The organism is Hydrogenophaga sp., assembly GCF_019264445.1.
Classification (GTDB): Bacteria; Pseudomonadota; Gammaproteobacteria; order Burkholderiales; family Burkholderiaceae_C; genus Hydrogenophaga.
In genome coordinates, this window is record NZ_JAHVAB010000084.1 from 106,810 (window position 1) to 128,396 (window position 21,587).

The window sequence follows — 21,587 nt, forward strand, 5'->3', positions numbered from 1 at the left end:
ATTCATGTTTGGTGACTACCAGCTCAGTCTGCACGACTACCTTTCGATCTTGCGCCGCCGGGCGCTGGTCATGATTTTGGCGTTTGGGGCCGTTCTTGCCGCATCCGTTGTCCTCGCGTTCGTGTTGCCGCGGATCTACGAGTCGACAGCGACCATATTGGTAGAGGGGCCGCAGGTGAAGGTCGCCGTGGAAGACGGCGCTGCGCGGCCGCGGCCAGAGGATCGCGTCAACCTCATCCGCCAGCGGTTGATGACCCGTGAGAATCTGACGCGAGTTGCGGAAGAGCACCAGCTTTTCACCGGTGGCGGTGAGAAGCGGCTTTCTGACACCGATGTGGTCAAAGCGATGCGCGCAAGCATCAAGCTCGAACTGATGCGGGGAGCCGCTGAGCCTTGGGATGCAAGACCGTCTGCCATCTCCTTCAATCTGTCTTTTCAGCACGGAGACGCTGAGAAAGCACTCGCGGTCACCCGTGAGCTGGCCAACATGTATCTCGCCAGCAACCGCCAGGATCGCGTGGACAAGGCTTCGCGGACCACGGAATTCCTGACCGCCGAGTCCGAGCGTGTTCGCAAGGAGCTTGAGTCGCTTGAGTCGAAGATCGCGACTTTCAAGTCTCAGCAGGGCGGAGCAATGCCCGACAGCGCGGCATCGAGCCTTGTGGGATTGCCGAGCCTCGAAGCCGACCTGCGCAATGTCGAACGGGATCACCGCCTGGCACTCAATGAGTTGCGCTCGTTGCAGGTGGACTTGAGCGCCGCCAGACGCGGTGTGGTGGCTCCTGGTGCTGGCGCAGAGGTCGGTCCAAGCCAAACGGAGCAAGAGCTCGAGCGCGCTCGAACCGAGCTTGCCGGACTGCGGGCCATTTATTCCGACAACCACCCCGATGTGCGATCGCTTCTTCGGCGAATCCCCAGCCTTGAACAAGCCGTGAGCAATGAATCACGCGCGCAGACGCCAGCGCGCAATGCGGCACGTGAGCAGGCCAGCCTGGCGATTTCTCGCCTGGAAGCGCAGGTGGAGGCGGCCCGGTCAAGGGCGGATTTGCTGGCCAGCCAGCAGTCGTCTCTGAGGGGCAGCATCGGGCAGCTTCGCGCACAAGCCGCGAGGGCGCCTCAACTTGAACGCCAACTGGCCGTGCTGCAGCGCGACTACGAAGCAGCGAAAGCCAAGTACGAAGAGCTGCGCACCCAGTTGTTGTCTGCCCAGGTGGTGGAGAACCTCGAAGGGGGGCAGCAGGCCGAAAAGTTCACGTTGCTTGAACCGCCTTTGCTGGCCGAGTATCCCCTCAAGCCCAACCGCAAAAAGGTGGTGGCAGCCGGCTTCTTCGCCGCGATTGTCGCTGCCTTGGGTGTGGCCTTCCTGCTGGAAATGTTGCTCGCACGCGTGTGGGGTGCCAACGCATTGACCGTCGCGGTGAACCAGCAACCGCTTGCGGTGATCCCGTACATCGACATCAATGCAGACGGTTCAGCCGTCGGAACATCTCGCGAACGCTCGGTCTTTGCGACGTTAATGGGTGCATTCCGCACCAGAACGCGCTGAGTTTTGTTATCTATCGCCTAGACTGAGGAACGGTCGTTTAATGGAACGCATCAAAGAGGCCATCGAGAAGGCCAAGAACCAGAGCCCTGTGCGAGAGCAGTCTGCGCCGTCCGCGCGGAATCCGGTTGCTGCCAAGCCGTTCAAATCTTCCGCGACCGAGTTGCCCGCGGCATTGGACACGGAAATACAGTACAGGCAAACGCCTGTGGTGCAGCTGGATATGGCGCATCTTGAGCGGCATCGCATCGTCGCCCATCAGAAGTTGCATCCTGCTTCTTGGGCGTTTGACTTTCTGCGAACGCAGGTTCTTCAGAAGATGGATGAAAACGGCTGGCGAACGCTCGCCGTGACCTCGCCCACCATGGAGTCGGGCAAAACCGTCGTCGCCATCAACTTGGCCATCGGTATTGCGCAACAAACCAACAGAACCTCCCTTCTGGTCGACTTTGATCTGCGCCGACCACGCGTCGCCAGCATGCTTGGCCTGCAGCGGGACGTGTCGCTGAATCAGGTCTTGGCGGGGCAGGCCCGCGTGGATGAGGCCATGGTGAATCCTGGCATCCCACGTTTTGTGGTGCTGCCCACGCAGAGACCCGTACCCAGCTCCGCAGAACTGCTGGGGTCGAGTCGTGTGGGTGCGCTCATGGGAGAGCTGCGCGAAAACTACGCAGATCGGATTGTGGTGGTCGACTTGCCACCGGTTTTGGCGGCCGACGATGTTCTGGCGCTGCTTCCGAGAGTGGACTGCGTGCTGATGGTGGTGGGCAATGGCGTGTCCACCAAGAAGGAAATCGAGGAGGCCATGGGTCGGCTCTCGAAGTTTCACCTGTTGGGTGTGGTGCTCAACAAGGACGATGCACCTGTCAGGAACTCCTATTACTGAGCGCCCGGTCTTGTGCTTGCACTCCGCCCAATTTGTACCTCGCGTTGGGCACGCTTGAATCGAGCGCCACGCAGCGCGTCTTAAATCATCGACTGACTGGATCCAGACGTGCCTGAGCATATACGCGCGCTCATCGTTGTGCTTGTGCTGAGCACAACGGTGTGGTGGATCGTCCGTCCAGCCATCGTGCAGATCATCCCTGCAGCCACGTTTGCACGGTGGCGGGTGCTCTGGTATGTGACGACGTTGGCGTGGTTCCTCGCGCACAGCTTCTGGATCTACGTATGCGTGATGGTCATTGCGCTGATGGTGGTCGGTCGGCGAGAGGTGCATGCCTTTGGCCTCTACCTGTTGCTTCTGCTCGCGGCACCTCCGGCGGCGGCGCCCATTCCCGGCATGGGCGTCATCGACCACCTGTTCATCCTGGACCACTACAGGCTGCTGGCGCTCGCCTTTCTTCTGCCCTGTGCCTGGCGCCTGGCAATGGAGTCGTCGGCAAGGCCTTACTCCAAGACGCTGGTTGACTGGTTGGTTGTCGGCTACCTGGTTCTCAACACGGTGTTGAGCTACCGTGAAGGGAACTTCACCAGTGACACGCGCGCGGCGTTCTTGCTCTGGATCGACTTCTTTTTGCCCTACTACGTGGCGAGCCGGAGCATCAAGGATGCCGAGGGCTTCCGTCACGCTCTGGCGGGGTTGGCGCTGGGGGGTGTCTTGCTCTCAGTCCTGGCTGCCATCGAAGTGCTGCGCAGCTGGAAGCTCTACGAAGCAGCCACCGCAGCGCTGGGGCTGCATACGTTCGGTGCTTACAAGACGCGAGGTATTTTCATCCGGCCCGCAGTCACCGTCATGGATTCGATTGTGGTGGGGTATGTGGTGGTGGTGGCTGCAGGTGGCTACCTCTACCTGCAGAGCCTGATTGAAGGCCGAGCCAAACGCTGGCTCGGCTGGCTCGGCCTGACCGTTGGCGTGCTCGCGTGTCTGTCCCGGGGACCATGGGTGGGAGCCATGCTGCTGCTTTTCGTTTTCTTGCTCACGAGCGCAAACCCTGTCAAACGCATGCTGCAAGGCGCTGTGGTGGGAGCGTGTCTGCTATTGGCGCTGTCTGCCACGGACTTCGGCCAGCAGTTGATCAACTTGCTCCCGTTCATTGGCAGCCAGGAGCAGGACAACGTGGAGTACCGAGCCGATCTTTTGAACGTTTCGCTGATCGTGATCGAACGCAACCCTCTTTTTGGCGCATCGGATTTCATGTCTGCCCCCGAGCTGGAGGTCATGAGACAGGGGGAGGGCATCATTGACATTGTGAACAGCTACCTCGGCGTCACCTTGCATGCCGGACTGGTCGGGCTGAGCCTGTTTGTCGGCATGTTCTTGGGTGCCTTGCTGAAGCTCAGGCGTGGCATGCGCTGGGCCCGTCAATTCAAGGACACAGACGGGCTGCTGCTCGGTCGGGCCTTGCTGGCGTCTGTGATCAGTGTCATGTTCATCATTTTTACCGTCAGCGGAATCACGGCAGTGCCCACCATTTATTTCTCTTTGGTGGGCATCTCATGCGCGTATTTCGCCGTGCAGAAATCCAAAACCAGAGTCCACCAGATGCGTGAACGTCGATGAGCTCATCCCCTGAGCCAGGCACCGCTGAGGCGCCTGCACCGCAAAGTTTTGGTGGTCGTGCACGATCCGGAACGCTCTGGATTGTGGCGGGCTTCGGGCTTGGGCAATTTTTGCGACTGGCTGCCAATGTCGTCCTTGCCTCGATCCTGTTCGAGGAAGTTTTTGCCCTCATGGCCATCGTGCTTGCCGTGATGATGGGATTGGCCATGTTCTCGGACATTGGCTTGCAAACCAACGTCGTCCAGCACCCCCAGGGCGATGAGCCCGATTTCCTGAACACGGCGTGGACCCTTCAGGTGGTGAGGGGCATCCTTCTCTTTCTTGTCGCAGTTGCACTCGCGTGGCCGCTCTCGCGTTTTTACGGTGCGAACGACCCGAAAGCCTATGAGCTGCTCTACCTCATCCCTATCGTGGCACTGACGTCGCTGATCGATGGCCTGCAATCAGCCAAGGTCATGACCGCAGCCAGGCATTTGCGAATCAAGGAGGTGACCAAGATCGAGTTTCTTGTCGTGCCCTTCAACATGGGCGTGATGTTGCTGCTCGCCTGGCACTACCGGTCCGCCTATGCGTTGGCTGTGGCATCCGTGTTGTCTTCTGTACTCCACACGGTGCTCACCTACCAGATGCTGGAAGGCGCCAGATCCCGATTCCGCTGGGCTCCTGAGGTGGTGAAGACCATCATCTCTTTTGGGAAGTGGGTGTTTCTGAGTACGTTGCTGACCTTCTTGGCCATTCAGCTGGATCGCTTGGCGTTGCCGCGAATATTCAGCTTGGCCGAAGTGGGGGTGTATTCCATCGCTGCGAGCCTGGCGGTGATCGTGCCCACGCTGGCGGGGAAGCTGCAGTGGAGCGTGCTGTTCCCCTGGTACTCCCGAATGCTGGAGGAGGGCATGTCATTGCCCGAGGCGTTCGGGCGCACGCGCACGGCCATGATGGCGTCGTCCAGCTTCCTCTGCGCCTTGCTGGCTTCGGGTGCGTCCAGCTTCTTTGCGCTGGCCTACGACACCCGCTACACCATGGGTGGCATGCTGCTGCCCATCCTGGCGTGTGGCGCTTGGTTCAGCTGCCTGGAGACGATGTACGGGGCCACTTTTGTGGCGGCAGGCCGGCCCAAATGGTCCGCCCTTAGCAATGCGACCAAGGTCGCGACCTTCGCGTGCCTGCTGCTCCTTGTTGCGGTGTTTGACCTGAATATTCTGGTGGCAGCGTCCTTCCTGACATTGAGCGAGTTTTTGCGTTGGCTGGTCTGCCATGTGCTTGGGCGCCAGCTGGGCTTGCGCAACGCCCGATCCGAGATCGGCATGTTTGTTGTTTTCTTGGCCGTTTCGCTCGCCGGTTGGTGGCTGGTCGAGCATGCACCACTCATCTCAGACTTGAAGCCGTTCTGGCGGCTCGCCGTGTTGGGCGTCGTGGTCACGCTGTTGTTTGCGCCTTTGTTCGTGCGGTTTTTGCTGCCGCTTGTCAGAAGGCGGTGAAAGCCGGCGATTTTTGGCGGGGGCGCTTGCACTGCATCGCGCACCAACAAAAAAGCCTCGTCTCCTTGCGGATCCGAGGCCTTTGTGTGATCAACCGGAGCTCTGACGAGCGTTGATCCCTGATTTTTGGCGGAGAGGGCGTCTGCCAAGCAGGGATTCAAATCGATCCCAAACAGTCCAAATTTTTAGACTCCCCCCTCTGAGATGCGCCTGCGCACCGTCTCAAGGGATCCAATTCAATCCTCTGCAATCCAACCTACTATGGTAGAAAGGATGGTAGATAAAAACATGAGGCATCATGGCCAGAAAAGCAAAAGAACTGTCAGCATTGGAGGTCGGGCGATTGCGCGTTGCGGGGCATCACGCCGTTGGCGGCGTCGCGGGACTTTACCTGTATGTCAACGACGCTGGCGCAAGGTCTTGGGTCTTGCGCTTCATGGTTGGTGACAAGCGCAGGCATATGGGGCTAGGTGGCTTTCCGGATGTTCCTTTGGCTCATGCTAAAGAGAAGGCCCGGCAAGCGCGAGATGAAATCAGCAACGGCATTGATCCAATTGCCCAACGCAAAGCCGCCGTGAGCCAGTTGCTCGCTCAGCAAATGAGTGAGAAAACCTTTGAGCAAGCGGCTACTGCCTACATCGAAGCTCACGGTGACTCCTGGAAAAGCCCCAAACACCGTGCCCAGTGGGAGGCAACCTTGAAGGCTTACGTATATCCCGTCATGGGCAAGCTGCACGTGCGCGATGTCGGTCAGGAGCAAGTCCTCAAGGTCCTCGAACCCATCTGGAAGACCAAGAACGAGACCGCGTCCCGTGTGCGTGGCCGCATTGAAAGCGTCCTGGACTGGGCCACTGTGCGCAAGTACCGGAGTGGGGAGAACCCGGCGCGCTGGAAAGGGCATCTTGATCACTTGCTGGCGGCGCCGAGCAAAGTCAAGAAAGTCGAGCACCACCGAGCCCTCCCCATCGATGAGATGCCTGCCTTCATGACGGATCTGCGCAAGCGCGACGGCATGGCTGCGCGGGCGCTGGAATTCACGATTCTGACCGCTGCGCGAAGTGGCGAAGTGCGCGGTGCTTCCTGGTCTGAAGTTGATCTGGAAGCTGGCATCTGGACCGTGCCCGCTGAACGCATGAAAGCTGGAAAGGAGCACCGGGTGCCGCTTTCATCGGCGGCACTACAACTGCTCAAGGCCTTGCCGCGAGTCGAGAAGGGCGAACACGTCTTTTACGCTCCACGAGGTGGGCAGCTCTCGGACATGTCACTGACTGCGGTCATGCGGCGCATGGAGGTCGATGCCGTTCCGCATGGCTTCCGGTCCACATTTCGCGATTGGGCTGGCGAGCGAACCCACTACCCCAGAGAACTCGCTGAACAAGCACTTGCCCACGCGCTGGACAACAAGGTCGAAGCCGCATACCGCAGAGGCGATGCGTTGGAGAAGCGCCGACAGATGATGACCGACTGGGCGGGCTATTGCGCGGGAAAGAAAAAACCCTCGATCAGCGATTTTCTGAAGGGCTAACCCACCGTTTCGAACGCCGAGAACTGGCCTGCTTGGTCTCGGCGCTTGTAAGGCGGTTCAGCCACTGCCCTGGCCACCAGCTACTTTGCGTCTAGGGTAGGTGAGACGTACTTCCAAACGCTTGGGCATGTTCCACTAAGCCCGCCACATCCTTGAACTTGTCGTAAATAGTGGACTTGTCTCCGACAGCCAGCGCCTTGAAGTGCACGCGGCCGCATTCGATCTTGGCGCTCTCGGTGTTGCGCAGGTCGTTGTCGAAGAGGCTGCTCTTGGTCTCGACGACGAAGTAGAGGCGGTCGCCATCGGGCGTCGTTACCAGCACGGCCCAGTCGGGGTTGTAGGTGCCCAGCGGGGTGGGCACCTTGAACCAGCCCGGCAGTTTGGCATATACCTTGATCGCGTCGTTCTTCTCCAACTGGTCGGCGAAGTCGCGCTCGACCTCGGAGTCGTAGACGACGTGCTGGTAGACCGAGCGCTGCGCGTCCTGCAGCATGTTCCTCAGGTAGCCGGTCAGCTCTTCTTTCTCGAACAGCTCCTGCGCGTAGTACTGGTCATCGCCCAGGCGCTGGTAGCGGATGCCGTCCACCAGCACGACGCGCTTGCAGCGGTTGATACCGTCAGCCACGATCTCGATGAACTGCTGCGGGTTGCGCTTGAAGTCGTGCAGGCGATGGCTCTCGACCAGGATCTGCGCGATGCTGCGACGCGTCAGCTGGGTGCGGTTCTGTAGCTCGGTCAGGATGTCCGGCAGCTCGATGTCACCTTCGTCCAGTACGACGACACTAGCGCCAGCGGTCTCCTGGGCCACGATGCCGGCCTGACCGATCTCCATGTTCGCCTTACGCCACTGCAGGCGCACCTTGCTGATAGGCGGCGCTGCGATCACCGCGGCGATGCAGTCGCGGATCAGTTTGTCGTTGTTGAAGTGGACCCGGTAGGTGGTCTTGAACTTGATGCGGTCCCACAACGCCTTGAACTCGGGGCTGTCCAGCACTGCGCGCCGCACCGGCACCTGGCGTCGCTCGTCGGCGTTTTTGATTTCCAGCTTGCCGGCCACCTTACGCAGCAGCTCAAGGATCTGAGCGCGCTGAGCTTCCAGCTCAGGCGGCAGCGATAGGGTGCCTTCCTTGATGGCCTGGCGCAGGCTGTCCTGCACCTTGCCCTTGGCGTCGATCAGCCGCTGCGCTCGCAGGTGCTCGGCCAGGACCTTGGACGCGTCAAAGCCCAACGGCCTCGGCGTACCGTCCGCTTGCTGGACAGCCACGCCCGCGAAGAGGTGGTCAGGCACCACACCGAACTGAAAGCCGTCTTCCTCAATCTCTTTCTGCAGGCTGTCTGCGAACTGCTGGTAGCTCTCGTTGGCAATCACGGTCAGCGTGTTGACCTCGAAGCCTCGCAAGCGCAGTCCCTCCTGGTTCACGCACAGCCGCAGGCCACGGCCGATGGTCTGCCGGCGCCAGCGTTCAGTGGATCGGGTGCTGAAGTTGCAGATCTGAAAGACGTTGGGGTTGTCCCAGCCTTCCTTCAGGGCCGAATGGCTGAAGATGAACTTTAGCGGCGAGGCGAAGCTGAGCAGCTTCTCCTTGTCGCGCATGATGAGGTTATAGGTGTCGTCGTCGGCCGCAGTGCTGCCACTGGTGTCCTTTAGCATCTCCACCGTCTTGCCGCCTACCTTCTTCTTGTCGATCGAGAAGTAGCCCTTGTGCACCTCGTGTGCAGCCGCGCTCAGGTCAACCTCGTTGAACATGCTGCGGTAGTCGGGGTGCCGCGCCCAGCGTTGGTACTCCTCTTCGAAGATCGTGGCGTACACACCTTTCTGCGGGTTGCCTTGCTCGTCGTAGACGCGGTACTTGCCTACCTCGTCAACGAAGAACAGGCTCAGCACCTTGACGCCCATTGGGCGCAGACGCTTTTCCTTGTCCAGATGCTCCTTGATGGTGCGGCGTATCATCTCGCGTTGCACGGCCAGCGGATCCACTCCACCCCAGCTGTCGTCCACGCGCAGGAACTCCTGCCCACCGGGCAGGTGCAGTTCCATCAGGCCATCGATTTTGGGGCTCTTGGTGGCCGCCCGCAGCGTACCCACGCGCATGTTGGCGTAAACCTCGCGGCCCGTGGTCTGCTCCAGGTCGTCGCCATCCTGGACCAGCACCTCCTTGCGCTGGACGCTGCCAGCCTTCCCCAGCACGTCCAGTTCCACCGTGGCGGCCACCACGCCACGCTTGTTGCTGATGCCGATCAGCTTCAAGTAGGGCTTGTTGAACCCCTGCTCGACGGTGGCCGATGCCACCTCAATCTGCTTGACCAGCTTTTGCTCATAGGCGTCCACTGCATCGAGCCGGTACACCATGTTGTGCTTGTCTACGTGCGTGGCCGAGTAGCGCAGCGTGCAAAGCGGGTGCATGCGCGAAAGCGCCTTTTTGCCGCGCCCATCAATGCCGCCGTCCACGCTCTGCGGCTCATCCACGATGAGGATGGGTCGGGTGGCGCGCACCAGGTCGATGGGCTTCTCGCCGCCTGTCTTCTCACTGGCGCGATACATGACGTTCTTGCTTTTCTCGCGGCGGAGGGCTTCGTCTGCTTCCTCCAGCGCGGCTTCCTGCTCGTCCCCGAACTTGTTGATCGCGCCGACGGTGATCACCATGATCTGCACGTTCTGGCTTGTGGCGAAGTTGCGCACCTTGCTCAGGTTGCCGGAGTCGTACTGGAAGAACTCGTAGCCCTTGGCGCCAGGGTATAACGTCTCGAAATGCTCGCGCGTGATCTGCAGTGTCTTGTTGACGCCTTCCTTGATGGCGACCGAGGGCACCACGATCACGAACTTTGTGAATCCGTAGTTTCGGTTCAACTCGAAGGCCGTCTTCAGGTAGACGTAGGTCTTGCCAGTGCCCGTCTCCATCTCCACAGTGAAGTCCGGCGACAGCTTGGCGGAGGGCGGCACACCGTTGCGCAACTGAACCGAGCGCAGGTTTTTTTCGATCTCCTCGTCCAGCAGGGTCAGGCGGTTGCCGATGCCCCCTTGCTCGGTGGCCAACATGCCGTCCAGCGAGCCTTGCGTGGCCGCTAGGTCATCGGAGGTACGCGCCGCACGCACCGTCACCGTAAACTCGGTGCGGCAGATCTCTTGCCCCCGGAATAGGTCGCAGACAGCCTTGATCGCCTCGGACTGGTAGGAGAGGTTCGCTTCGAAATGAAGTTTCATTGCAGCCCCTTCGTCACAAGCTGCGCACTTTGGAGATGCCGTGCTGCTCTAAGATGGCAGCCAGGTTAGTCTTCGCTACGTCATTTTCAAAAGCGCTGTCAAGGAACACGCACGTTACGTCGCCGGCTGGCGCGAGTTCTTTGCGCCAGGCCACAATGCCGAGCGCCAAGGGCTCTGCTTCGTCCACGTTGATGACTTTGTCCAAACACACAGTTAGCACGCCCCCACCAACGGCTTGAACAGTCTTGCCGGCGATGGTCCGGACAAGCACTGAGACGCAAAGGTCCAGGCCGAGCTTAAGAAGTAGTTCGTGAAGAACGTCGTCCGAATTACGTCCCGGATCAACGTGATCCAGTTGACCCAAGAGGCTAGCTGCCACATCTGATGTATTCGCCACCCAAGGGCGAATATTGGAGTGCGCAAGCTTCAAGGTTCGGAACCCGGTGTCGCCTTCCCATTCAGAATTCTCTGAACGAACCTTTTTCGCAGACCGAATAAGCCGCTCTTTTGCCAACTCAACAAGGTTTTCAGGCCGGCCGCTAGCTCGGCACACCTCGATAGAAGCCTTGTGCTCCTCGTCGTGCTCGTCCAAGGCCTCAGGCAACTGAACCAAAATGAAACGACGTTTGGCCTCATCGGCTGCGTTCTGTGCCATGACGGCGTGGCCGGTCGTACCCGACCCGGCGAAAAAGTCCAAGATCAGATCGTCCCCGCCTGTCTGAGAAATCTCAAGCAGATGGCGTACTAGGCCAGTGGGCTTTGCGAATGGGAATGGAACGCCAAGCTCGTTCAGCTCCTTTGCGCTGTGTCTGTTCTCATACTTCGTGAGAATGTCTACGGGAATCTGCCCTTCCTCTTCCCGAGTGCTCAGCCAAATCTTCGTATAGATATTCCACTTCGATTGCTTGCCGTGCTCGTCAAGCAAGGGGGACGTATCGGTTTGCTTGAAGACGATGTCTTCTGCCGCCTTCATGTCGAGAAAGCTTGACTCCACAACTCGCCAACGCTTTCCTTCGGGGGGGATGCACTTGCTTCCATCAGGACACTCAATGAAGTAGCGAGCATTCTTTGATCGGCCCAAGGTCAATGAGGCCTGATACAAGCCCATGGTCCGATATGCCTGTCCGGCTCTAGATCCCGACTCCTGAATTTGGTTGTAGACCGCTTCCTTCAGCGCATCACTTAGGCGGGTTTTGAAGCCTTTGGCCTCGTCTGACGACCTCCCGTACGCCAGGATGAATTCCAAGTTTGGAGAAAAAAACTTGCCACTGTTCCCGCCGGTCTTCATGGATCGGCCGACGATTCCTATTCTGTTCTCCTCGCCATAGATTTCATCGCAGACAGACACGAGGTGATGGATTTCGCGCTGACCGATGGATACGAAGATCAGTCCGTCTGGCCGGAGGAGGTTTCGCGCAAGCATCAGCCGCGGATAAATCATGTTCAGCCAGTGGGTGTGGAACCGACCACCGGCTTCTGTATTGCTGGTAACTTTCCGTCCCCCCTCAACTTGGCCGGTCAGCGCTAAGTAGTGCTGGAGGTTGTCCTGAAAGTTGTCGGGGTAGACGAAGTCACTTCCTGTGTTGTACGGCGGGTCGATATAGATCAACTTGACCTTGCCGGCGTAGCTCTTCTGCAGCAGCTTCAGCACTTCGAGGTTGTCGCCCTCGATCATGAGGTTCTGTGTTCTGTCCCAGTCCACACTTTCCTCGGGGCAGGGGCGGAGTGTGCCGGCGCTGGGCGTCAGGGCGAGCTGGCGCGCAGCGCGCTTGCCGTGCCAGTTCAGACCGTACTTCTCTTCCGCGTCGGTCGCCGTGGCATCGCCGACCAGGGCCTTGAGCACGTCGATGTTGATGGCCGGACCGTTGGTGCCTTCGGTTACCAACTCAGGGAACACGGCCTTCAGCCGGGCCACGTTGTCGGCCAGGACGTCGGCGCTCTGGCTCTCTGGCATGCCGGGTTCGATCTTTTGGATGGACATGGGTTCGTTCTTCTTCGACTTCAGTGATCAGGGGCTCAACTAACGGTGCCATCGGCACATGCGTGGGTTGGCAGGGACGGCGGCAGATCGGCGGCAAACTCGACTTGGAGTCTGCTGACGCGCCGGACCATGGGCTGGTTGCCAGCCAATACAGCCAGCATCATGCCAGCCATCAAGAGCAGGCCGTTGCAGTTGCGCACGGCGCCGATCAGCAGCGGCGCAGGAAAACCCTGCGTATAGCGGTGCAGGGCGTGAATGCCACCGTGCACGAAGGAGTTCAGCGCGGCCGCGTTGTTGTCCTTAAACGCCTGCAGGCCGAGCAGTGGCTGCGCTGCGGCCGGCTTGGCTGCCAGTTGTTTGAGCATGTCAGCCAGCATCGGGAGCTTGTTGGCCGCCGCCTCGGTGTCCTTCGACAGGGGGGCGGCGAGCTTCTCCACCGAGAGGTCCGTTGCCGCGTAGAGCAGCCACACGGCGCGCGTCAGGGCCTCAAGCTGCAGGCGAAGCAGGCTGAGCGCCGCTGTCGGCAGCCCTTGTGCTATCAGTACGCGGAGCGCTCGGCCATGCTCCAGTGCCACGCAGGCGGCACTGACGCTGGCGTTGATGCGTGTGGAGCCGTCGTAGGGGCTGTACTGCTCGGCGGCGATGGCCGCCATCACGGCTTCATCCAGCTCATCGGCTCGCGCAAGCGCCCGGCCCAGCGTGTTCAGTGCCATGTTGGCGTCGTGTGGTGCGGGGGCGTGCGTCATGCAGCCTCCCCGGAGAGGATGCGCTGAAAGGTCCGCAACTGGTTCTGCGCGAGATGAATCTCTTGATTCAGCGCCACTTGGCGGGCGATCTGCTTTTCCTTGTCGGCTTGGCTGCGCAGCTGTGCGATCTGCAACTTCAGCTGACGACAGCCCTGCAAGGCGGCGTGTCGTGCCTCGGCTTGTTCGCGCGTCAGGCTGGGTTGGAAGCTGCCCGTTTCCTCGGCGATGTCCAACGCACTCGCGGTGTCGAGCCAGCCTTGGTAGAGCGCGAACAGATCGGTCTGGGGCTGCTTGGTCAACGCCACGGCGGCGTAAAAGTCCTGCCCGCTGTCGGCATCTGGGAGCGGGACGGACAGGATGTGGCCATCCAGTACCGTCTTGTCCGCTTCGTTCTGAGACGCGCGGATGTGCGCGAGCGACAGGCTGACGCCGAGGTACGAGCTTGTGAGTAGCAGCACGGGGTAGGGCACAGCTCGATGCAGCAGCTCGGCCAGGCGGCTTGGTTTGATGCCGGGCTTCAGCTTCAGACTCAGCACCGCCACCTCCAAGTACTCGCGCTGCGCATCCATGAAAGCCGGCACGCCGATTAGGTGGGGCTTGAGAGATGCCAACCACTGGACCTCATCGACCCCATCCAGCACGTGGCGCTTGTCGGCCGCAGTGGTGGCGCTGTGTTCGGCCAGCAACTTCTTGGGCACGCGCTGGTCTACCCGCGTGGAGTCAGGCAGCGCCAAAGCCGCAAAGACATGAGTTGTCGCATTGGCACTCATGCCAGCAGCGCAGCCCCGAAAGCCTTGACGGTGTCCTCGCTGTCCCGGCCCGACACATTCTTGCCCGTGGCCTGCTCGATCAATGACAGCAGCGCGATGGCACGTAATCGAATAAACCCATCGAAGTCGTCGGATCTGATTGCATCCACAGAGATCTGGTGCGACATCAGAAACTCGTCCAAGTTTGATGGAGGCACCTGCTTGGACTTCTGGATGCGTACCAGATAGTGGCTGGGAGCGTCGCCGCTGATGAAGCGGTTTGTGCTTGCCGCGAGGGGTGCCTTGTTGACGACGCTATTCCACTTATCCTTAGGGAGCTTCTGCTTCTCACACCAGGCGCGCGGAAAGATATGGTGGATGTCGATGGCGTTGTTGAAGTAGGTGTTCAGGTCGATGGGCGTACCGCTGACAAAGTCGCGCCCGCCGTGCTTCATCAGTAGCGCAGCGAGGCCCTTGTAGGCTGCTGCAAGGCGGCTTTGTAGCGAAAGCAGGCGGGTCGGGGCGAAGTTGGCATCGCGCACAGTGCGTGGCTCCGCGCCGCCATCTATCCAAGCCACGACATCCTGCAAGTCCATAGCGAAGCGCGTCTCGCTGGCACCACCGTACAGCTCGCCCAGCACGCCGTTCCAATACCAGCGCAGCAGGCTTTGCTTGACGCCGTGCAGAGTCGTTCGCTCGCCCAGCTGTGCGCAGATCGCTGCCAGAGGGATCAGTTGCGTGGAGTAGGGGATGCTGCGGTCGTCGAAAATCTTCTCCTCGGCCAGCAGTTCTGCCGCACGCTTGAAGCCAAGCTCCAGAGCCGCCTCCAGTGCTTTGAAGTTGGACAGGTCTAGCCTCAAGACGTCGGCGCGCTTACAGCTCACCGGAGTTTTCTGGGCAAGGTGGCGCCGGTAGCTGGCCAGCAAGGTAATGGCTGTCAGGAAGCTGGTGCCATCCACCGCCTCCAGAACGTCGTGCTTGGCCGTCAGCCGTTCACGACGGGCATCCCAGTCGTCGCGGAGATTGAACTCATCGGCAGCGAAGGTGGCCGTCATCAGTTCGAACACGGTGAGGGTCACACCTCCAGTGTTCACTTTCTCGAAGACCTGGCAAACAGCTTCACGTGGCGTGTCCTGGGTCAGCTCAATAGCTGGCACCTTGAATTGCTGGAAGCGCAGCCATATCTCGTTGCGAAACTTCTGCATGAACTGCATCGCCTCCGCGCCGAACGCGTGGTGAGCACTAAATCCGCTCTCCCAGGCCATGAATCCTTGGATGTCAAACAGCAAGGCGACGGGAAACAGGCGTTGGGCGTACTGATGATCGGGCGTGCTGAGATCTCGGTCAACCTTGCGGCCGAAGTCGGAGGTGATTTGCAGCGTCGCAGGTACCGAGATGACAGCTTCCTCCCGATCAGCGTCCGGTTCCAGGCATTTGGCCATGTCTAAGAAGTAGAGCCTCTGGATTTCGACGCCTTTCTCTGTGCGCGTCGGCACGGGTTGGCCGCTGCGCAGCGCCAGATACATGGAGGTCAGGCGTTGCTGGCCATCGAGCACCAGGATCTTGGGGTTTGGAGCTGGTTGCAGGTTCACGCCCGCAAACAGTCGCGGTTTGAATGGCACCCCACCGGCCTCCAAAAACATGACAGCGCCGATGGGGTAGGACAGCGACAGGCTCGCGATCAGAGAGCGAATGTGGTTGTCGTCCCAAACCCAACCGCGCTGGAAGTCAGGGAGCTGAATCTGGCCTGCGGCGATGCCATCGAGAACATCCTTCAGCGCGGGTTCTGCGGTACGAAAGCTCATGTCTTCTGCCCCTGCGAATCTGTCTGTTCTGTGCGGACTGCATCCCAGGTTGCTCCGAAGTGCTTGCGCAGGGGCTCCAGTGCGCTCGGCAGTGCTGCGGTGCAGGTCACGCCCAGGTACTGGGCAGCCCGGGTCGCACCCACATACATGAACTTGCCGAACAGTTCAGGCTGACCGACGGCCAACTGGTCGATGCCCACGAAAAAGACGGCCTCAAACTCCAAGCCCTTGATGTGCTGGACATCGAAGACGCGGACGTTGCTCTCTTGGCCGACCGCCTGGCCTTCCCGACAGGCAACGACTTGGATGTTTTGCGGGGCCAGCGCTTCATTCAACGCAACGGCAATCGTTTCTACCTCTGTCTCGGAGTTGACGAAGATCGCTGTGGAGGGCAATTTTCCATCCATGAACTGGTCAATCTCGCGGATCCGCGCGGCTAGCCATCGCACAATGGCGTCGTGCGATGCGTACTCCAAGAGGACCGGAGGCTCCCCTTCGTTGTCGACTTCGGCGGGCAGGATGGCGTCTTGATGGGAGCCCCCAATGCACTGGATGATGTCTCGGGCCACCTCGTTGAGTTGCCGGCTTTGGCGGTAGGTGACGGTGATTCGCCTGATGTCAACGTCGGCGAAGACCCACTGCAACTCTTCCGTAGATCGCGAGCCCCAGGTCGTTAACCGCTGATTGAAGTCACCGCAGGCGAAGAAGGATCGAAGGCGAGGGTGAGCCATTGCAGCCATGCAGGCCAGTTGGATCGGTGAAAAATCGGTGGCTTCGTCGACCACGATCTGGCTGCGAAGCGTGGACAGTGCTGGCTTCAGTGATGCCCATGCGGGATTCTCAATGTCCCGCATCACCGTGGGCCGCTGCAACAGGTCCCCGGCGGAACGCAGAATTGCCAACAAAACAACATCCAGCTCCAAGGGATGCAGGTCGCGGGGCTCGAATCCAGACTTCGCATACCACTGCCCCTCATCCTGGCGCAGCCTGCGGAAGGCTCGGTAGCGCTTGGGGATGCCGTCGATGTATCGCTTAACCGGGTTCGTGAAGCGGCGGGCGTTCGTCTGCAGTAGCAAGCTTGCGCCTAGTGTGGCGAGATCAGAGGGAGGAAGCGTGCGGTCGCCGAGCCATTCGATAATCTTGCCGCTACGAGTAGTCTTGTTGGTAGAGCGCTTGGCCGAGGCGTTGCGAGCCTGAGTGCGGACGGCCTGCATGTAAGCGTTGATCGCAGCGGCGGCACCCACGCGAGGTGCTATAACAACCTCGTCATCGTCATCTCCATCTTGATCGTCATCAAGGTCTCCTTCTGCGGAGGCCTGCTGCTGCAGGCTTTCAATGAACTTGGACAGGTCACTGATCAGGCCCTTGTTCCGAGCCAGTTGAGCATTCAGCGCAGCCTTGATTGCGGTGTCGGTTTCCTCTTTGAGGCCACCTACGAAGGTCTGAACGGCTGGTAGTTCACCGGCCAACGCGGCAAAGGTTGCAGGCCAAGTCACGGCTTCCTGCAGAGGCGCCTGTAGTCGCTTGCCCAGTTGATGGGCAGCAGGCAGTGATGCGCCCACCAGACCTTTCACGGCCTCTATCAATTCTTCCCGGTATGCATTACCTTGCCAGGCTTGAAAGTCCTCAAACCAGGTGATAGGCTGAGCTTCCGTCGATGGCTGCAGGCCTGGCATCGCCGGCTTCAGAACGAAGGTGCCGCCACCAGAGGCGGTTCGCAGCACCCCGAATGTTTGCCGTGCCAGGTCTCGACGATGGTCCCCCCAAGTGCGGATGTTCTGGTCAGGAGCTGGGACGCCCTCTCGCGAGAAAGCCTCCTTCAGATACTGTTTCAGCAGTTCGGTCGGGGTGAACATCACCCAGCTCTTGCCATGTGGCATTTGCTGAGACTGGGCAAGTTCCTCGGCGACCCGTTGTTCGTCCTCGTCCAAAAATTGAACGTCAAGCTTTTGGCCAAGTCGTCGGATCAGTGTTGTGGTCTTGCCAGTGCCAGGGGGTCCTAAAAGCAGGACGCGACGATTCAGCGGCAGGCGGAAGATCTCGTCCTGAAATTGGTCCAACACCGGCTGGTCTCGCAGGCCCATCTTGGTGATGACGCTGCGTTTCATGCCCTCGATCACGTTCTGGCTTGCTTCAGCACTGGCCAGGAGTAGGGCCACCAGGTCCTCGACCGGCGCAATCAACTCGGGGTGGCGCTCAAGCAGCTTCCGGAGTGACTCAATTGTGACGGTCGGAGCATCTTCCGATTGCACGACTGTGTATGCGTCCCACGCCCCAGCAAGTGGAGTCGGGCGGAGCTGTGCCCGCTCGATCACATGTAGCGCTTTGCCGTCAGGGCGCACGTACTCGTCACCGACGGGGAGGGCTGCCAGCCGACCGATGGGCGCGCGGTAGCTGAAAAGCCCTTGGGTGACCATGCCTTGTTCGGCACGGCAAAAGTAGTAGGTGGTGAGATGTCCGTCCTTGTCCTCGGCGACAACGCGCGCGATGGACGGTTCGCTCGCGAGCTTGCGGAACGCCGCTTCGTTCGCCTGATTTACGTTGTCAAGCGCTCGTGCTGCTCGATCCGAATTCAATGTGTTGCCTGCATTGGCGAGAGAGTCAACACCCAGTCGGTTTGGACTCGCCAGCCAGGACTTGGCCGTACTGGCGACAGCATCCAACTTGCCGACGATCTCAGTTGCCAGCGGTTCAAGCCGCTGCCCGTCCTTTAAGGTCATTCATTACTCCCTGTAGATTTGGAATCCAACACGATCAGGTAGGCCAATACCTCAAAGTCATTCATGCCGGCGAACTCACCGCGCATGGCATGGGTGCCGCCCGGGGAGAAGAGGCTGGCGACCGCGCGCTCTTCCCCCTTTCCGACGATAGAGCCCACCGCAGCTGCGAGCAGCTCTTGGGCGTGACGCATATCGGAGAATTGGCGGGTGCGTTTTGCGTGACGCGCCACAGCCCCCGCGTCCGGCAGCTCGCGACCCATGCTCAGGCGTTTCAGGCGATCCAGCGCGTGCTTGGCCTGCACATAAGGCAGCAGCACTGTGCCGTGCTCGCCGATGTGCACTAGATAGACCGGCGCTAACGGGTAGTGGGGGTCGACGGCCTTGTCGGCTGCGACGCCCTCTGCCCGCAGGCAGAAGAGCATGCCGGGCGGGATGTCAGTTTCGTGGGTGGTGGTGACGGCGGAAACGCCCAGGGGCATGCTCTCCAGCTTGCCAGGGTGGGCCTTGAGGTAGCGCGCCAGGTCGATGCGGTAATCAGTGAGGGTCAGGTCCGTGATGGAGACACCGCTGGACAGATCCTCCAGATCGATCACGGCGTCCTGCAGCTTCAGCAACTGCTTACGCCGATACTCCAAATCGTTCATCGGGTCGCCAGATTGCTGCTCGATGATGTTCTCTTCACCTGTGGCCGAGACATCTAGCAGCACCATGCGACCACTAACGCGTTGCTCCAGTCCGATGTACTCCTCCAGCTGCATGTTGGGCCAGAAATTGACGAGCTGGATATTGGCGTTGGGCGAGCCCAGCCGGTCTACCCGGCCGAAGCGCTGAATGATCCGCACCGGGTTCCAGTGAATGTCGTAGTTCACCAGCCAATCGCAATCCTGCAGATTTTGGCCTTCGCTGATGCAATCAGTCGCGATCAGCAGGTCGAGTTCACCCTCGTGGGCTAGGCTGGTAGGGCGCTCCTTGGACCGGGGAGAGAAGGTGGTGAGGATAGTGGTCAGATCCTTGCGCAGCCCTGGCAAAGTGGATCGGTTCCGTCCCGAGCCCGTGACCAGGGCAGCTTCGACCCTCAGGTGGGTCTTGGCCCAGTCCGCCAGTTGCTCGTACAGATACTCGGCCGTGTCGGCGAACGCCGTGAAGACGATGACCTTGCGGTTGCCCGCGTTGATGGGGTTGCGCACCTTCTCCGCGATCAGGTCGCGCAGCTTGCCGAGCTTGTCGTCACGGGCGGCATCGACTTGAAGTGCGGCGGCGTTGAGTGTGGCTAGCCTGTTACGGTCTTCGGTGAGGTCCTGGCGCCAGCGGGCGAGGTCAATGTCGCTGAGTAGCACCTTGACCTTGCGGCCGACCAGCAGGGTTTCGAAGGCGGGATCGTCCACGTCAACGTCCGCGATGTCGATCTCTTCGAACTCGTCTTCGGCTCCGACGCTGCCGGCCTTGTAGGCCTGCAGTCGAGCCAGCGTCTCGTCGACGTCCTTGAGCTGGCGCCCCACGGTCAGGGCGAACGAGAAGACTGAGCTTTCCATCCGCTTGAGCAGGTTGACCCGCATCAGGTGGATCAAACTTTCTTCGCGGTCAACCTGGCGGAATATGCTCTCACCCCCGCGAATGGACGTGCTGTACTTGGCATCGTAGCTGGCCAGCTTGTCTTCCTTGACGTAGCGCAGCGGCGCGTAGCTGGCAAGCTTGAGCCGACGGATCTCGAAGTTGATCTCTTTGATCGACTGGAACTCGCCAGCCTTATCGACGTCTGCCTTGATGTTGATGGGAGGCAGGCGGCCTGGGAAGCGGCCGGTCTCTGCTGTGCCGTAGTACTTCTCAATATGGCGGCGTGAGCGCGCGATGGTCAAGTGATCTAGCAGTGCGAAGTAGTCAAAGCCCAGCATCTCCACCAGCAACTGGGGGGTGCGCGTCTCTTCGGGAAGCTCCAGCCAACGGTTGAAGGACTTCTGGGCCCGGCGCGTGGTGCTGTCGATACTGGCGATGCCGTGGTCGAAGAGGGCGGTATCGTCACCCTCGGTGACGAAAGCGATCTGGTTCTTTAGATCCGCCAGGCGGTTGTTGACCGGCGTGGCCGACAACATCAGCACGCGGGTTTTGACGCCCTCGCGGATGATCTTGCGCATCAGCCGGTCGTAGCGCGTCTCGGCCCCTTGCTTGGGGGCCTTTTTGTTGCGGAAATTGTGGGACTCATCGATGACGACTAGGTCGTAGTTGCCCCAGTTGATGTGCGTGAGGTCGACATCGCCTGACATACCTCCGTCGCGCGACAGGTCGGTGTGGTTCAGCACGTCGTAGTTGAAGCGGTCCGACGCCAGGATGTTGCGCTGGTCGTTGGCCTTGTAGACGGTCCAGTTGTCGCGCAGGCGTTTGGGGCAAAGCACCAGCACGCGGTCATTGCGCAACTCGTGGTACTTGATGATGGCTAGGGCTTCGAAGGTCTTCCCCAAGCCGACGCTGTCGGCAATGATGCAGCCGCCAAAGCGGTCCAGCTTGTCGATGGCGCCGACAACGCCGTCGCGCTGAAACTTGTAGAGCTTCTTCCAGACGATGGTGTCGCGGATGCCGGTGGCCGACTTGACGATGCGGTCCTCGTCCATATCCTGACTGTCGGCCCGGAACAGGTGGTACAGCATCGCGGTGTAAACACTCATTGGGTCCCGCGTGGCAGCTAGTTCGTCTAAGGGGGCAAGGATTGCCTCCATCGCGTTGGGTTGTTGGCCGAGGCTGTCCCACTGGGCGTCGAACCATTGACCCAGCATCTCGGCTTCCTGCTCGGACTCCGACGCTTGAATGAAGCTCAGTGGATTTCCGGGGGTGATGCCGAGCCCATCGGTCGACAAGCCGAAGGAGCCGTGAACCGCTTGCCGGGCCTTGCCATCAGGCCCACGGAGGACTGCTAGGCCTTGGGGGATGGTGTCAGGTGCGCATCGAACTTCCGCCTTGCCGCGTATCCATTCCGCGAACTGCCTGGCGAGGCTCGGCGCCTGCAGCCTATTCCGCGCGGGGCGGTCAGCAGCGTTGCCCAGCAAGTTGAATTCGGAAGCATCCGCTGGCAGTAGCAGCCGTGCGGCGCTGAGCTTACTAGCTCCATTTTGAAGCGCTTCAAACGCGAAGAGCGACCCGGGCGCGGTCATCAGGTCGATCTGGTTGCCGGAAGCGAGTTCGGGCGAGATAAGGTCTACAACACGGTCGGCACCAGCATTCCGGATCAGTTTCATTGTCTATTGACTCCTTGTAACAATCTAACCGATGTACGAAGTGTCTCGGTGACGAGGTGGCCGTGAATATGTCTCAGTCAGCCGAAGAAGGAATGCCTGACACCGATG

General features: G+C 60.1%; 12 protein-coding genes. 5 read left to right on the top strand and 7 right to left on the bottom strand.

Features of this window, described 5'->3' with window-relative positions:
* Window positions 1–4: 4 nt before the first annotated feature.
* From KXJ60_RS20170 to KXJ60_RS20190, 5 genes are all read left to right on the top strand, one after another.
* Window positions 5–1,546 carry a Wzz/FepE/Etk N-terminal domain-containing protein gene (locus KXJ60_RS20170; RefSeq protein ID WP_291131896.1) on the top strand — a complete coding sequence of 514 codons (1,542 nt, stop codon included), beginning with the start codon at window positions 5–7 and terminating at the stop codon, window positions 1,544–1,546.
* A gap of 40 nt (window positions 1,547–1,586) precedes the next feature.
* Window positions 1,587–2,429, top strand: coding sequence for a CpsD/CapB family tyrosine-protein kinase (locus KXJ60_RS20175; RefSeq protein WP_291131898.1), 843 nt, complete (start codon window positions 1,587–1,589; stop codon window positions 2,427–2,429).
* 108 nt (window positions 2,430–2,537) lie between these two features.
* Entirely contained in the window at window positions 2,538–4,046 is a 1,509-nt protein-coding gene (locus tag KXJ60_RS20180) for an O-antigen ligase family protein (protein ID WP_291131900.1), read from the top strand.
* Window positions 4,043–5,524 carry an oligosaccharide flippase family protein gene (locus tag KXJ60_RS20185; protein ID WP_291131903.1) on the top strand — a complete coding sequence of 494 codons (1,482 nt, stop codon included), beginning with the start codon at window positions 4,043–4,045 and terminating at the stop codon, window positions 5,522–5,524. Before KXJ60_RS20180 ends, KXJ60_RS20185 begins: the two co-directional genes overlap by 4 nt.
* Window positions 5,525–5,822: 298 nt before the next feature.
* Entirely contained in the window at window positions 5,823–7,049 is a 1,227-nt protein-coding gene (locus KXJ60_RS20190; RefSeq protein ID WP_291131905.1) for a site-specific integrase, read from the top strand.
* Window positions 7,050–7,140: 91 nt separating this feature from the next.
* Here KXJ60_RS20190 and KXJ60_RS20195 read toward each other — a convergent pair whose 3' ends face one another.
* Genes KXJ60_RS20195 through KXJ60_RS20225 form a run of 7 tightly spaced genes read right to left on the bottom strand, consistent with a single transcriptional unit; the run spans window position 7,141 to window position 21,479 of the window.
* Window positions 7,141–10,251, bottom strand: a complete 3,111-nt coding sequence (locus tag KXJ60_RS20195) for a DEAD/DEAH box helicase family protein (protein ID WP_291131907.1) — start codon at window positions 10,249–10,251, stop codon at window positions 7,141–7,143.
* 13 nt (window positions 10,252–10,264) lie between these two features.
* Window positions 10,265–12,232 carry a site-specific DNA-methyltransferase gene (locus KXJ60_RS20200; RefSeq protein ID WP_291131909.1) on the bottom strand — a complete coding sequence of 656 codons (1,968 nt, stop codon included), beginning with the start codon at window positions 12,230–12,232 and terminating at the stop codon, window positions 10,265–10,267.
* 35 nt (window positions 12,233–12,267) lie between these two features.
* A complete protein-coding gene (locus tag KXJ60_RS20205; protein ID WP_291131911.1) occupies window positions 12,268–12,945 on the bottom strand; it encodes a hypothetical protein in 678 nt (225 codons plus the stop codon).
* Window positions 12,946–12,974: 29 nt separating this feature from the next.
* On the bottom strand, window positions 12,975–13,748 hold the full coding sequence (locus tag KXJ60_RS20210) for a DUF4391 domain-containing protein (RefSeq protein ID WP_291131913.1): 774 nt from the start codon (window positions 13,746–13,748) through the stop codon (window positions 12,975–12,977).
* Window positions 13,745–15,532 carry a DUF262 domain-containing protein gene (locus KXJ60_RS20215; RefSeq protein WP_291131915.1) on the bottom strand — a complete coding sequence of 596 codons (1,788 nt, stop codon included), beginning with the start codon at window positions 15,530–15,532 and terminating at the stop codon, window positions 13,745–13,747. The genes KXJ60_RS20210 and KXJ60_RS20215 overlap by 4 nt, the downstream gene beginning before the upstream one ends.
* On the bottom strand, window positions 15,529–18,252 hold the full coding sequence (locus KXJ60_RS20220) for an ATP-binding domain-containing protein (protein ID WP_291131917.1): 2,724 nt from the start codon (window positions 18,250–18,252) through the stop codon (window positions 15,529–15,531). Before KXJ60_RS20220 ends, KXJ60_RS20215 begins: the two co-directional genes overlap by 4 nt.
* Entirely contained in the window at window positions 18,249–21,479 is a 3,231-nt protein-coding gene (locus KXJ60_RS20225) for a helicase-related protein (protein ID WP_291131919.1), read from the bottom strand. The genes KXJ60_RS20220 and KXJ60_RS20225 overlap by 4 nt, the downstream gene beginning before the upstream one ends.
* Between the last annotated feature and the right edge of the window lie 108 nt (window positions 21,480–21,587).